Source organism: Flavobacterium sp. W22_SRS_FK3, from assembly GCF_052113665.1.
In the GTDB taxonomy this organism is placed as follows: domain Bacteria; phylum Bacteroidota; class Bacteroidia; order Flavobacteriales; family Flavobacteriaceae; genus Flavobacterium.
Window position 1 is genome coordinate 71,904 of the sequence record NZ_JBGQOF010000001.1, and the last position, 12,772, is coordinate 84,675.

General features: G+C 35.5%; 11 protein-coding genes. 1 reads left to right on the forward strand and 10 read right to left on the reverse strand.

Annotation, left to right across the window (positions count from 1 at the left end):
• Window positions 1-34 precede the first annotated feature (34 nt).
• From ACEN2I_RS00375 to ACEN2I_RS00420, 10 genes are all read right to left on the reverse strand, one after another.
• On the reverse strand, window positions 35-2,194 hold the full coding sequence (locus tag ACEN2I_RS00375; RefSeq protein WP_441764137.1) for a TonB-dependent receptor: 2,160 nt from the start codon (window positions 2,192-2,194) through the stop codon (window positions 35-37).
• Window positions 2,195-2,286: 92 nt separating this feature from the next.
• Window positions 2,287-2,631, reverse strand: coding sequence for a hypothetical protein (locus tag ACEN2I_RS00380; RefSeq protein ID WP_441764138.1), 345 nt, complete (start codon window positions 2,629-2,631; stop codon window positions 2,287-2,289).
• A 73-nt stretch (window positions 2,632-2,704) separates the two neighbouring features.
• Window positions 2,705-3,664, reverse strand: a complete 960-nt coding sequence (locus tag ACEN2I_RS00385) for a transporter (protein WP_441764139.1) — start codon at window positions 3,662-3,664, stop codon at window positions 2,705-2,707.
• Window positions 3,665-3,794: 130 nt separating this feature from the next.
• Complete coding sequence (locus ACEN2I_RS00390) at window positions 3,795-4,835, reverse strand: cytochrome-c peroxidase (RefSeq protein ID WP_441764140.1); 1,041 nt, start codon at window positions 4,833-4,835, stop codon at window positions 3,795-3,797.
• Window positions 4,836-4,985: 150 nt separating this feature from the next.
• Entirely contained in the window at window positions 4,986-5,789 is an 804-nt protein-coding gene (locus ACEN2I_RS00395; protein WP_441764141.1) for an MbnP family protein, read from the reverse strand.
• 114 nt (window positions 5,790-5,903) lie between these two features.
• Window positions 5,904-6,281, reverse strand: coding sequence for a hypothetical protein (locus tag ACEN2I_RS00400; RefSeq protein WP_441764142.1), 378 nt, complete (start codon window positions 6,279-6,281; stop codon window positions 5,904-5,906).
• A 273-nt stretch (window positions 6,282-6,554) separates the two neighbouring features.
• Window positions 6,555-9,896: a preprotein translocase subunit SecA gene (gene secA, locus ACEN2I_RS00405; RefSeq protein WP_441764143.1), complete on the reverse strand. Its 3,342-nt coding sequence runs from the start codon at window positions 9,894-9,896 to the stop codon at window positions 6,555-6,557.
• Window positions 9,897-9,985: 89 nt separating this feature from the next.
• Complete coding sequence (locus ACEN2I_RS00410; RefSeq protein WP_007138072.1) at window positions 9,986-10,207, reverse strand: DUF2795 domain-containing protein; 222 nt, start codon at window positions 10,205-10,207, stop codon at window positions 9,986-9,988.
• A 247-nt stretch (window positions 10,208-10,454) separates the two neighbouring features.
• Complete coding sequence (locus ACEN2I_RS00415; RefSeq protein ID WP_441764144.1) at window positions 10,455-11,024, reverse strand: cob(I)yrinic acid a,c-diamide adenosyltransferase; 570 nt, start codon at window positions 11,022-11,024, stop codon at window positions 10,455-10,457.
• An 81-nt stretch (window positions 11,025-11,105) separates the two neighbouring features.
• Window positions 11,106-11,792 (reverse strand): ABC transporter ATP-binding protein, encoded by a 687-nt coding sequence (locus tag ACEN2I_RS00420; protein ID WP_441764145.1) that lies wholly within the window; start codon window positions 11,790-11,792, stop codon window positions 11,106-11,108.
• Window positions 11,793-12,081: 289 nt separating this feature from the next.
• Between ACEN2I_RS00420 and ACEN2I_RS00425 the strand changes: the two genes are divergently transcribed.
• A complete protein-coding gene (locus ACEN2I_RS00425) occupies window positions 12,082-12,732 on the forward strand; it encodes a DUF6565 domain-containing protein (protein ID WP_441764146.1) in 651 nt (216 codons plus the stop codon).
• The last annotated feature ends 40 nt before the right edge of the window (window positions 12,733-12,772 follow it).

Below are 12,772 nucleotides of genomic sequence, written 5' to 3' on the forward strand. Positions count from 1 at the left end.
AGATATAGCGTAGAGCGGGATTAGCTTCTAATACTTATTTTTTTAATGATAAATTATATTGTATTCCGAATACAAAAGTTCTTGGAGCTGCTGCTGTATAGGTAGGTTGCGCATTTGTGGTATTGGCTCTCGAAACATTGTAAGCATATAATTTATCGGTTAGGTTCATGACATTTCCATAAACTTCAATGCTTTTCCAATGGTACCCAATTCTGGCATTGAACAAATTGTAACCGCCATATTTTACGGTATTAATCTGATCCTGATAGTAACTGCCTACAAGCTGCCATTCGATCGAAGTCCTTAAATTAGGCAGCCAGTTTGGGTAATAACTCACCTCTGAATTTCCGGACCATCTTGGGGCAGCCGGCATTTCTTTTCCGTTTAAATTCTGAACCGGATCTGATGGTTTGTCCGAAAGTTTAAAATCGATATAGGTATGCTGCGCGTAAGTTCCGCCCAGACGAAAGCTGAATTGTTGTGACGGTTTATAGGAAGCTCCAAATTCAATTCCTTTATGACGCGTCTCTCCTGCCGAGCGATAATCTGTTGAATTATCAGCAAGTTTAATGTTTAGAAGTTCGTTTTTTCCTTCCATATAGTAGAAAGCGTAATCAAAATTTAATTTATTTTGAAGGAAAGAAAGCCAGCCACCCACTTCGTAATTGTTAAAAGTGGCAGGTTCGAGATTATAATAAAAATCTGCAGGAACACCAGCTGTTCCGCCGGTTCCGGGTTTTGTTCTAAAAATTGAAGTAATTCCAGGAGGTGCAAAACCTTGGGAATAATTGCCATAAAAACCAGCAAATTCAACAGGGTTATAGTTAGCACCTGCCTTAAAAGTCATTTTGTCATAGACTTTGTTTCCGGTAGATTTGTCTAAAGCATTTTCGTAATCCACTTTCATGTTGTCGTAACGCCCACCAAGAGTGATGATTAATTTTTCGATTGGATTGAAACTCAATTGTGCATATCCGGCAGCATTAAAAATGTCTGCACTATAATCGGCTAATTTGGAGTCAGGTCGTTCAGCTACGATTTCATAAGAATCTACGGTTTGTTTGCCTGGTTCACCCGGATTTAGATTGGCTTTTAAATCAATTACATATGACCAATAGGTGACAGGTGAATAATCATATAAGGCTCCGGCAACCAATTTTGTATTTAAAAACCCGAATTTTTGAGTGTGCTGGCCAATGGCACCATAACTTTTGAAGTTATTAGAATTTACTTCACCAGTAGCTTTGGTTGGATTTAAAGTCGGACTCCATCTGATTCCGTATGAAGGATTTTGACCTAATTTATTATCACGCAGATATCCTGTAATGTAACTGCTTGAATTGCTGTCCCAATCGTGTTCTAAAGTCAATCTTGTTCGTAAAGCATCCGATTTTCTATAGGTAAAATCAGTTGTACTTTTATAGGTTCTATTGTTAAAGGCTTCTTCGTTTACACTTCCGCTCATATCTGAATAATATTTCCCATACATCGTATTACTGATCAATCGGGTAGAAGAAGAGATACTGTAATCGATTCTGGCGTTTAGATTGTCTTTGTTGTAATCAGAATACGTCATCCAGCCGTTTTCCTGTAAACTCGAAATTCCGGCAATATGAAAACCAACTTTTCCAATCGTTGCACCGCCTGCAGCCTGAATTCTTCTGTAACCATAATTATCAGCCTGAACTCCAAATTTGAATTCGGGATTAACAGGTGGTTTTAGCGAAATTAAATTGATTGTTCCGCCAACTGCTTCCGGTCCGTACAAGGAAGAAACGGGACCTTTTACTACTTCAATACTCTGCAAATTAAACTGATTGATTTCTAATAAGGCATTGTGATTGAAGATTCCCATTGGTCGAATCGGCAAACCGTCTTCCAGATATAAATAGTAAGCATTGGTAGTCATAGGTTGGCGAATCGACATCATATGCTGCTCGTTTCCTAAATTCACCATCAATACACCGGGTGTTTTGTTTATAATTTCGTAAACGGCTGTAGCTTTTGTTTCATTGATTGTTTTCGCAGTTAATTTGCTAATGGCAACAGGCGTTTCTTTACGTAAAGTAGCAGTACGATTGGCAGTTATAAAGACATTTTCTAATTCCTGAGATTTTGTTGTGTCCTGTTTCATTTCATTTTGTGCAAGAACACATTGCCCTATGATGAATAGGGTAAAGTATATATTTTTCATTTAAATTATATAAATTTTAAAGTAACATGTTGTTTCCTGACGTTATGACAAGAAAAATCTTTTCAGTTTTGAATTGAAAAGCGTACCAGAATTTATATAAAGTAGGATGGAGGGTGGAAAGTACTATTTGAAACCGAAATAGGTTTCGCATCAAAAGAAGCAAAAAGCTGTAGTGTTGATTCGATAGGAGTTACTAATTTAAAAATAGCTACAGGTGTATTTTGAATGTAAACAACTGCTGCTTTTTCTTTCAGGTTGTTTTGCATTTTCTTTTCGTTATCGGCATATTTTTTCAAACTTTTTTGAAGTTCACATCGGCCGTTACACGAATTAAAAATCATTTTTCTCTGTACACAAATTGTCTTTGAAATTTCTTCCTGATTTAATTTGAATGAGGTGTAAACAAAGAAACTGCCAAAAGAAGGTACTAATAGCATACAGGAGAGAAATAGGATTATAATTTTTTTCAAAGCTTATTTCGTTGTTTTGATAATCTTATCATTTAACTGATTATAGCGTATAATTCAAATTGACGCTCCATCTGTAATTGGCTTCCATTTTTCCGTTTGATAAGTTTTGGTTGATAGGAAGCATCGCATTTACACCAATCGAAAATTTGTCCTTTCCGGCTTCAAAACCAAATTTTCCAAACAAAATATCACCCGAAGTATTCGGTAAATCAAGTCCGTGTTGTTTATTGGTTTGATAAACTTCGCCAGCCAGACCAGCTTGCGGAACAATTTGTACTGATCTCAAATCGAATAAATAAAATAGCGTTGCAGCATAATTAAACTGATCTCCGTATTGATATTCTTTTTTGTTCTCCGTTTTAAAAATATAATTCAGCGTTGTATTTAAACCCAAATCTTTTCGGTTAATTACATATTCTGAAACCACTGAATAATCCCAGCTTCCGGTTCCCAACTGAAAACTTTGGTTCACGCTTCCTAAATTATTCGCTTCGGTAAATTTACCTGTTGGTATTTTTATTCCGGCACCAATATGTACTTTATGCGTAAAAACGGCGCTGTCTTTTTTTGTTTCAAAAATTTTGTACAATCCCATAACGGTAATATCTCCCAATCCCGAAATGCTTTCCGTTCCCGCCGTTAATTCACGTTCGTGAAAATGATACGGAAGCAAAGCAGAAATCTGGATTTTTTCGGTAACCGGAATTCGCGCCCAAGCCTGAATCGTATTGAAATTTTCATCAATCCAGGGTGAATTGTCAAAAATTCCGTCGCGGCTGGTATAACTTTGCTTAAAATAACGCACTCCTACAAAATTGTTGTTGAGCATAGAGCTAAACCCCATACTCCCGCCACTTGCAGAACAACCGCAAGCATCGCAATCAAAGTCTTCCATCATGGACAAACGTTGAAAAGTAAAAGATGAAATACTGTCTTTTACGGTAAAACTAAAGGCAGATAAACAAATAAATAACGTGCAGATAACTATTAATTTTTTCATTTTAATTTTAATTATTTCTTTTAGAAGCTAATCCCGCTTTTGGCTATATCTTTTTTAAGGCTAAGAAAAATCGCCTCAAAAAAGGATACCGCCTCTATCGGGGCTAGGACTCCAGTTTTTATTATAAATTTTAATATTCTGAAAAACGTTTATCGGTCAAATATTGATTGTCCGTTAGTGTTTTTAAGAAAGCAATGATTTGTTTTTTATCCGTTTCAGAAAGTGTAATGCCTAATTTTCCGTTCTGGTTCAAAATAGGATCTAAGGTTGCAGATGCTACAACGCCACTTTCATAATGATCCAAAACACTTTCTAACGTTCCAATTCTCCCGTCATGCATATAGGGTGCTGAAACCTCTACATTTCGTAAACTTGGCACTTTGAATTTATAATTATCACTCGCCAATTCTGTCACTTTATAACGGCCAACATCATTTACAAGCGGATTTACTGCCAAACCATTATTTCTGAAGGAATTATCGGTCTGTAAATCGGTAGCGTGACAAGAAGCACATTTTGATTTAAACAAATCATAACCTGCCAATTCATCAGTAGTGAATGTTCCGCCGGCTTCATTTCGTCGGTATTTATCAAATTTTGAATTTGATGAAACGATCATCACCATAAATTGCGAAAGTGCTTTAAGCATGTTTTCCGTAGTGATGGCACCGTCATCAAAAGCTTCTCCGAAAAGTTTTTGATATTCTTTATCGGTTTTCATCATTTTTAAAATAGCATTCAAATCACCGTTCATTTCTATAATACTCGTTAACGGAATTATAGGCTGTAAGTCTAAATGATCTGCGGCACCATCGTACATAAAGATACTTTGATAAGCGAGATTCTGAATCGATGGTGTATTTCTGGTTCCCTGTGCATTGTCTACACCGTGACTCACCGTATGCCCGTGATGCGTAAAGGCATTGGCTTGAATGTGACAAAAGCCACAAGAAACAACTCCGTCAGACGCTAAACGTCCGTCGTAAAATAGTTTTTTGCCCAGTTCAAATCCTTTTTCTGTTGGCGGATTCAAGGCTATATTATAAGCAAGATCCGGAAAGTTAGAAGGAACTTTAAATGCTAATGGGACATTGACATATTCATCTTCCTGATTAGAGCAACTCCATAACAACGGAAGCATCAACAGTAGAAAATATTTTATTTTCAGCATGATTTTTTATGTTTGTTAGAAGTACAAATGTTGTCGTTTAGCCCCGATGGAAGTGGTATCCTTTTGTCGCGGGGTTCGCGGCAAAAGATATAACGGACAGCGGGACTTTGTTTCTGTAAAACCGAAATTTTTGTGCTCCTGAAAATATTATTAGTCGTTGTGTACGTGATCAACTCTAAACATGGTTGAAACGTTTGTAGTTATCAAAGGTAAATTTGCACCACCCATAATCATAGCTCCCATTCCGCCCATGTTGTTGTCAGACAGGTTGATTTTGTTCGTTCCGTCAATGATTTTAGAAAGGTCTGTAATCAGGTGAACTTCTGGTGTAATAGTAGTACGAACTAGTGCTTTTGTTGGTAAATCTAAGGTTACTTCAGTATAGTTGTAATCCGTTCCGGTTTTACCAGTGTGAATCATAAAAGGCGTATCAGTAGTTACAGTTGGTGAAGTAAAAGTTCCTTCAAAAGCAAGGAATTTATATCCTGCAGCCCAAGACCACATCATTCCTGCAGCATCCGCCTGAGCCAGAAAATCGCCTTGTCCGGCAGCACCTAATTTCCATTGCTCTTCATCAACTCCAATTCCGAATTTTACTTTTACATAATCGCCGGCAGGGATATCAGTAAGTTTAAACTCCCGGCCTTCTTCAGAAGATTCATCAGCTATGAAATAACTTTTGCTTTTTGGATATGTAAAAGTGGTTCCGTCAGATTTTGTTAATACCACATTACTGACAATGTATTTAATCAAACTGATTTTTAAAACTTCGTTGTTTGATGTTTTAGTATTTTGTGCATTTAAGATAAGATCATTTGTTCCGTAAGCATTATCAAATTCTAGTGTCAGTTTTCCTTGTCCAGAAACATCATGACTACTATCGTCGCTTGAACATGAAACTAAAGTAATGGAAAGTGCTATAGCAAAAAGTGCTATGTATAAAGTATTTTTCATTTTATGAATTTTATAGAATAGTAATTTTAAATTTATTTTGTGCGTAAACACAGTTTCATTGTTTTGGATACAATGAAAAATCATTTCAGATAAAAATTGAAATGCGAATTAAAATTATATAAAATAGGATGGAGGACGGAAAGTAGCAATTGAAACCGAAATAGGTTTTTCATCGAAAAAAACATAAAGTTTTGCTTTTGATTCGAGCGGTTTAATTAATTTGAAAGTAGCTACAGGTGTATTTTGGATGTAAACAAGTTCTGCTTTTTCTTTCAGATTGTTTTCCATTTTCTTTTCGTTGTCTGCGTATTTCTTCAGGCTTTTTTGGAGTTCACATCGCCCGTTACACGAATTGAAAATCATTTTTCGCTGTACACAAATGGTTTTTGAAATTTCGTCCTGATTTAGTTTGAATGAAGCGTAAACAAAGAAATTGTCAAAAGAGGGCACTAAGAGCATACAGGAAAGTAATATGATAAAAAACTTCTTCAAGGGTGATATTCTTTGTTTATGGTTGCAAAAGTACTGTTTATTCGATTTAGAAAGAATTTATTTTTAAGTTTTCAAAAAAAAAAGTTTTAAGTTTCAGTTTTCAGTCACTGAATAAAAGGGTAAAAACGATTAGCTTAAAAAGCTAAGAGCTGTTAAAAGGCAAAACCCGACAGGATTTTAAAACCTGTCGGGTTTGTTGTATAACTTAAAATATCAGTCTGTTTTGAGACTTATATGTAGTTTTAGTCTCAGTTGTAAACTGAAAACTGCATATTATTTAACCAAAACCCAAGTGCCATTGGCAATTAAAGTTTCTGCTTTTTTAAATTTCATTGTTTCCGTTTTACCTGTGGCCACTTCCTGAACTGTAACAGTGTCATTACGGTTGATTTTTGGCATATCTCTCACAATCGTTTCTGTAACCTGGCGTTGTTGTGTTTCTCCGGCTTCGCGATTGATATCCTCGCTGTTTGGAATTTCGTCTTTGCTTAATTTGAAGTTTTCTTTTTGACGAACTTCTCTTGCTTCGTGAATTTCAGGAACGTTTTGAGCAGGTAAATCACCTTTGAATAAGAATGAAATAACTTCTTTGTTAACGTTATCCAACATTCCTCTAAACAAATTAAATGCCTCCAATTTGTAAATAAGCAACGGATCTTTTTGTTCGTGAACCGCCAATTGAACCGATTGTTTCAATTCGTCCATTTTACGCAAGTGTTTTTTCCACGCCTCATCAACAATAGATAAAGTAATGTTTTTTTCGAAATCAGCAATTAACTGAGCACCTTCGCTTTCGTATGCTTTTTTCAGGTCAGTAACCACATTCAAAGTTTTGATTCCGTCAGTAAATGGAACTACAATACGCTCAAAATGATTGTTTGGCTCTTCATAAACTCCCTTAATAATTGGGAAAGCTTCTCTGGCACTACGTTCTGTTTTTTCAGTATAGAAAGCTAAAGTTTCTTTGTATATTTTTCCTGTAATCTCTATTTCTGTCGCTTTGACGAATTCAGCTTCTGAAATTGGGGAAGTGATGGAGAAATAACGAATTAAATCAAACTCGAAATTTTTGAAATCGTTTGTAACTTTATTTTGGTCTACAATCAATTCGCAGGTATCATAAAGCATGTTTGCAATATCCAGTTTCAAGCGCTCGCCAAATAAAGCGTGACGACGACGTTTGTACACTACTTCACGTTGTGAATTCATAACGTCATCATATTCTAATAAACGTTTACGAACACCAAAGTTGTTTTCTTCTACTTTTTTCTGAGCTCGCTCGATAGATTTGGTCATCATAGAATGCTGGATCACTTCACCTTCCTGTAATCCCATTCTGTCCATCACTTTAGCAACTCTTTCAGATCCAAATAAACGCATTAGGTTATCTTCCAAAGAAACATAAAATTGTGAGCTTCCCGGATCTCCCTGACGTCCCGCACGACCACGTAACTGTCTGTCTACACGACGGGAATCATGACGCTCTGTACCCACAATTGCTAAACCTCCGGCAGCTTTTACCTCTGGAGATAATTTAATATCGGTACCACGACCCGCCATATTGGTTGCAATAGTTACCACTCCGGCTTTACCAGCTTCTTCTACAATCTGCGCCTCTTGTTTGTGCATTTTAGCATTCAAAACGTTATGTGTAACGCCTCTCATTTTTAACATACGGCTCAATAATTCTGAAATCTCTACAGAAGTTGTTCCAATAAGTACTGGTCTTCCTGCCTTTGATAATTCAGTAACATCTTCAATTACAGCATTGAATTTCTCACGCGTAGTTTTGTAGATGTAATCTTCTTTGTCTTGTCTTGCGATTGGGCGGTTGGTCGGAATTTCAACAACATCCAGTTTATAAATCTGCCATAACTCTCCGGCTTCTGTTACTGCCGTACCGGTCATACCACCTAACTTGCTGTACATTCTAAAATAATTCTGTAAGGTTACAGTTGCAAAAGTTTGTGTAGCAGCTTCAATTTTTACATTTTCTTTAGCCTCTATCGCCTGGTGTAAACCGTCAGAATAACGACGGCCATCCATAATACGACCGGTTTGCTCATCGACAATCATAATTTTGTTGTCCATGATCACATATTCTACATCTTTTTCAAAAAGGGCATATGCTTTTAAAAGCTGCGTTAGAGTATGGATACGCTCGCTTTTTACACCAAAATCCTGGAATAATCTTTCTTTAGCTTCTGCTTCAGCATCTTTGTCAAGCTTTTGTTTTTCGATTGCTGCAATTTCAGTTCCAATGTCTGGTAAAACAAAGAAATCAGAATCTGTATCTCCAGAAAGGTATTGGATACCGTTGTCAGTTAACTCAACCTGATTGTTTTTTTCTTCAATTACAAAATACAAAGCTTCATCTACTTTATGCATTTCGCGATTGTTATCCTGCATATATTGATTTTCGGTTTTTTGAAGCAATTGTTTGATTCCTTCTTCACTCAAAAATTTAATTAAGGCTTTGTTTTTGGGTAAACTTCTGTAAGCTCTTAACAATAAGAATCCGCCTTCTTTAGTATTTCCTTCTTTGATTAATTTTTTAGCTTCAGCTAAGAAACCATTTGCTAACTGGCGTTGTTGCGATACTAAGTTTTCGATTTTTGGTTTCAGCTCGTTAAATTCATGGCGATCTCCCTGCGGAACCGGTCCTGAAATAATAAGCGGTGTTCTGGCGTCATCAATTAATACAGAATCTACCTCATCCACAATAGCATAGTTGTGCTTTCTTTGTACTAGATCGCTTGGCGAATGTGCCATGTTATCTCTTAAGTAGTCAAAACCAAATTCGTTATTGGTTCCATAAGTGATATCAGCGTCGTATGCTTTTTTTCTTTGTTCAGTACTTGGCTGGTGATTATCGATACAATCAACAGTTAAACCATGAAATTCGAATAATGGCGCTTTCCAGGTGCTGTCACGTTTTGCCAAATAATCATTCACGGTTACTAAATGAACACCGTTTCCTGTCAAGGCATTTAAGTAAAGTGGAAGCGTAGCAACCAAAGTTTTACCTTCACCTGTTTGCATTTCGGCAACTTTACCTTCATGCAAAACCATTCCGCCAATTAACTGAACATCATAATGAATCATGTCCCAGGTAATTTCTTTACCCGCGGCATTCCATTTGTTAGCCCAGGTAGCTTTGTCCCCTTCAATAGTAACGTATGTTTTTGTTGCTGAAAATTCGCGGTCTTTTGGAGTTGCAGTAACTTCAATAAAAGAATTGTCTTTAAAACGACGTGCTGTTTCTTTAACAACAGAAAATGCTTCAGGAAGAATTTCCAATAAAGTTTTTTCAGAAATTTCATAAGCTTCTTTTTCAAGAGCATCAATAGCATCATAAAGATCTTCTCTTTTGTCAATATCTTCGATGTTTTCTACTTCAGCTTTAAGCGAAGCGATTTTGGCATCTTTATCGGCTCTTGCTTCTTTTATTTTTTGTTTAAAATATTCGGTTCTGGCTCTCAATTCGTCGTGAGACAAACTCATTAAGCTGGTTTCGAATGTTTTAATTTTATTTAAATAGGGTTGTAGAGCTTTAACATCTTTCTGTGATTTATCACCTACAAAGACTTTAATAATACTGTTTATGAAACTCATGATTTATTGTATTTCTATTATATGTAAATGTTGTATTTTGAACCAAAAAAAAAGCCTCTGTGATGAGACTTTTTCCTTTGGTTTATTTTTTAATATTCATCCTCATTCCAAAGATAATCTTCGTCTGTTGGATAATCAGGCCAAATTTCTTCCATTGATTCATATATCTCGCCTTCGTCTTCAATCGACTGTAGGTTTTCCACTACTTCTAATGGAGCCCCTGCTCTAATAGCGTAGTCAATAAGTTCGTCTTTGTTAGCAGGCCATGGCGCATCACTTAAATAGGATGCTAATTCTAATGTCCAATACATCTTTTGTCGATTTAGTTTGTGCAAAAATAAATTTTTTACTGAAAAAGACAAGTAAAAATTGATTTATTTTAATAAAATTTAAGAACGTCTCTTGTTAAATTCCAATATTTAAATTCCAAATCCCAGTAAAAGGCTTTGAAATAGCATTGATTTAAATTTCAATGTTGGTAATTTTTTATATAAAATTCGAAAGAATTTATTTTTTTCTTTGGAATTTGGTATTTCAAAATTAGTATTTACAGAAAATTTATTTTCTGGGAATCCATTTAACCTCATCCGCTTTTAAGTCTTTCGACAACTTCCGTGCCAAGACAAAAAGGTAGTCAGAAAGTCGGTTTAAGTACATAATTGCAATTTGAGGAACATGCTCATTATGGTTTAAATGCACTGCTAAACGCTCAGCACGGCGGCATACACAACGTGCAATATGACAATATGACACGGTTTGGTGACCTCCGGGTAATACAAAATGAGTCATTTGCGGAAGACTTTCTTCCATTATATCAATTTCGTTTTCAAGTAGTGTTATATCAGAATCAATTATTCCGAGATTTTTTAATCTAAGCTCACCGTTTTTTAAAACTTCTTTTTCCTGTGGAGTCGCCAAAATAGCCCCTACTGTAAAAAGGCGATCCTGAATTTCTATTAAAATCGTTTTATAATGCGAATCGATTTCCTGATCCCGAATAAGGCCTATATAAGAGTTCAATTCATCAACAGTTCCGTAACTGTCAATTCTTATGTGATCTTTAGGAACGCGCGTGCCTCCAAAAAGAGCCGTGGTTCCTTTATCTCCTGTTTTGGTATATACTTTCATTTTTTTGATGTGCTTAGTCCCTAATCTGATTAGAAACTAAAGTTTATTTACGATTAAACGAGTAACCCATAAAAAGTTAGGCTATTTCGTAGTATCACTTTCAATCAGGCCATCTCGTAAACGAATAACCCGATGTGCGTAAGCGGCAATATCTTCTTCGTGAGTAACCAGTATTACAGTGTTTCCCTGTGCGTGAATGTCGCCAAAAAGTTTCATGATTTCTACAGATGTTTTGCTGTCCAGATTTCCTGTTGGTTCATCGGCTAATATAATAGAAGGTTTATTAACTAATGCGCGGGCAATTGCCACACGCTGGCGTTGCCCTCCAGAAAGCTGGTTGGGCTGGTGGTCCATTCTGTCTGACAAATTAACCTGATCCAGCACTTCTTTTGCTCTTCTAGTGCGTTCTGATTTAGAATGTCCGGCGTAAATCATGGGTAAAGCAACATTGTCTAAGGCTGTAGTTCTGGGCAAAAGGTTAAAAGTCTGAAATACAAATCCAATTTCTTTATTTCGAATGCCGGCCAATTCATCATCTTTCATTTGACTCACATCTTTTCCGTTCAAAACATAATGCCCGGAAGTTGGGGTGTCTAAACAGCCTAATAAATTCATTAATGTAGATTTTCCGGATCCAGAAGGTCCCATTAAAGCAACATATTCGCCTTTCTTGATTTCTAAATCTATTCCTTTTAATACATAAACAATTTCATTACCAAGTACAAAATTTCGTTTTATGTTAGTTATTTTAATTAATGGATTTGCCATTTTGTTTTACAATTTTTGGATTTAAAAGTACAAAACACTTTTCAATAAAAAGTATAAGTAGTAAAGAATCGGATTTTGTTACATTCTCTGTTTTATAAATAAGCTAGTATTCAAAAGTGCATTTCAAACGGAATTGTTATATCATTTTTTATTTAAGTTACATAATTATCATTTTTCTATGCATTTTATACTTTTAAAATGTTTTTAATTTTTAAAACATGATAATAATGTAATTTATTTAGGTTTGTTATGAAGTACATTTGAATAATATTAATTTAAAATCAAAATTATGAAGAGTATACAAATTTTCTCAGGTATCGCATTAATCGCATTAGGTTTTACATCGTGTAAAGACGAAAAACAAGAACAGGCTAAAAAAACGATCGACTCATATGTAATGTATGTAGATTCAGTAAAAAATGTAGCAGCAGACGATTTGAAAGCAGATTGGGCAGTTGTTGAAGCTGAATATGACAGAAGAGCTGAAAATGCACAAATGGCACTTGCAGATCTTAAAGACAATGATGCAGAGACTGAAAGAGTAAATACGAGCAAAATTAAATACGAAGAATTTAAAAATGAAATGGCAACTACTCTTGCTCCAAGCCCGAAACAACAATTGCGTAATGCTTTATTTGGAGAAGGAAAAATTGGTGATGATATGAATTTTGCATGGGTAAATGCTCAAAATATTCATAGTGTGTACCAACAATTTGTAAGTACGGTAGAAAACAATAAAGATAGTTATTCCCGTGAAGACTGGGATGAAATTAAAATGATGTATGAAGCACTTGACAGTCGTAAAAATACGGTTGAAAAAGAAGGACTTACAGCTGAAGATAATAGAAAAATTGCAGGTTTAAAAATCAAATTTGCGCCTATGTATACTGTAAACAGAATGGGTGCGAAATCTGAAGAAAATGCAGAAGCAAAGAAATAGGTTAGTTAGGTTTATTTAGTAAAAAATGACAATCAGAAAT

Coding starts and splice junctions, on each gene's coding strand:
- ACEN2I_RS00375 (WP_441764137.1), bottom strand. CDS start 2,194: ATGAAAAATATATACTTTACCCTATTCATCATAGGGCAATGTGTTCTT.
- ACEN2I_RS00380 (WP_441764138.1), bottom strand. CDS start 2,631: ATGCTATTAGTACCTTCTTTTGGCAGTTTCTTTGTTTACACCTCATTC.
- ACEN2I_RS00385 (WP_441764139.1), bottom strand. CDS start 3,664: ATGAAAAAATTAATAGTTATCTGCACGTTATTTATTTGTTTATCTGCC.
- ACEN2I_RS00390 (WP_441764140.1), bottom strand. CDS start 4,835: ATGCTGAAAATAAAATATTTTCTACTGTTGATGCTTCCGTTGTTATGG.
- ACEN2I_RS00395 (WP_441764141.1), bottom strand. CDS start 5,789: ATGAAAAATACTTTATACATAGCACTTTTTGCTATAGCACTTTCCATT.
- secA (WP_441764143.1), bottom strand. CDS start 9,896: ATGAGTTTCATAAACAGTATTATTAAAGTCTTTGTAGGTGATAAATCA.
- ACEN2I_RS00410 (WP_007138072.1), bottom strand. CDS start 10,207: ATGTATTGGACATTAGAATTAGCATCCTATTTAAGTGATGCGCCATGG.
- ACEN2I_RS00415 (WP_441764144.1), bottom strand. CDS start 11,024: ATGAAAGTATATACCAAAACAGGAGATAAAGGAACCACGGCTCTTTTT.
- ACEN2I_RS00420 (WP_441764145.1), bottom strand. CDS start 11,792: ATGGCAAATCCATTAATTAAAATAACTAACATAAAACGAAATTTTGTA.
- ACEN2I_RS00425 (WP_441764146.1), top strand. CDS start 12,082: ATGAAGAGTATACAAATTTTCTCAGGTATCGCATTAATCGCATTAGGT.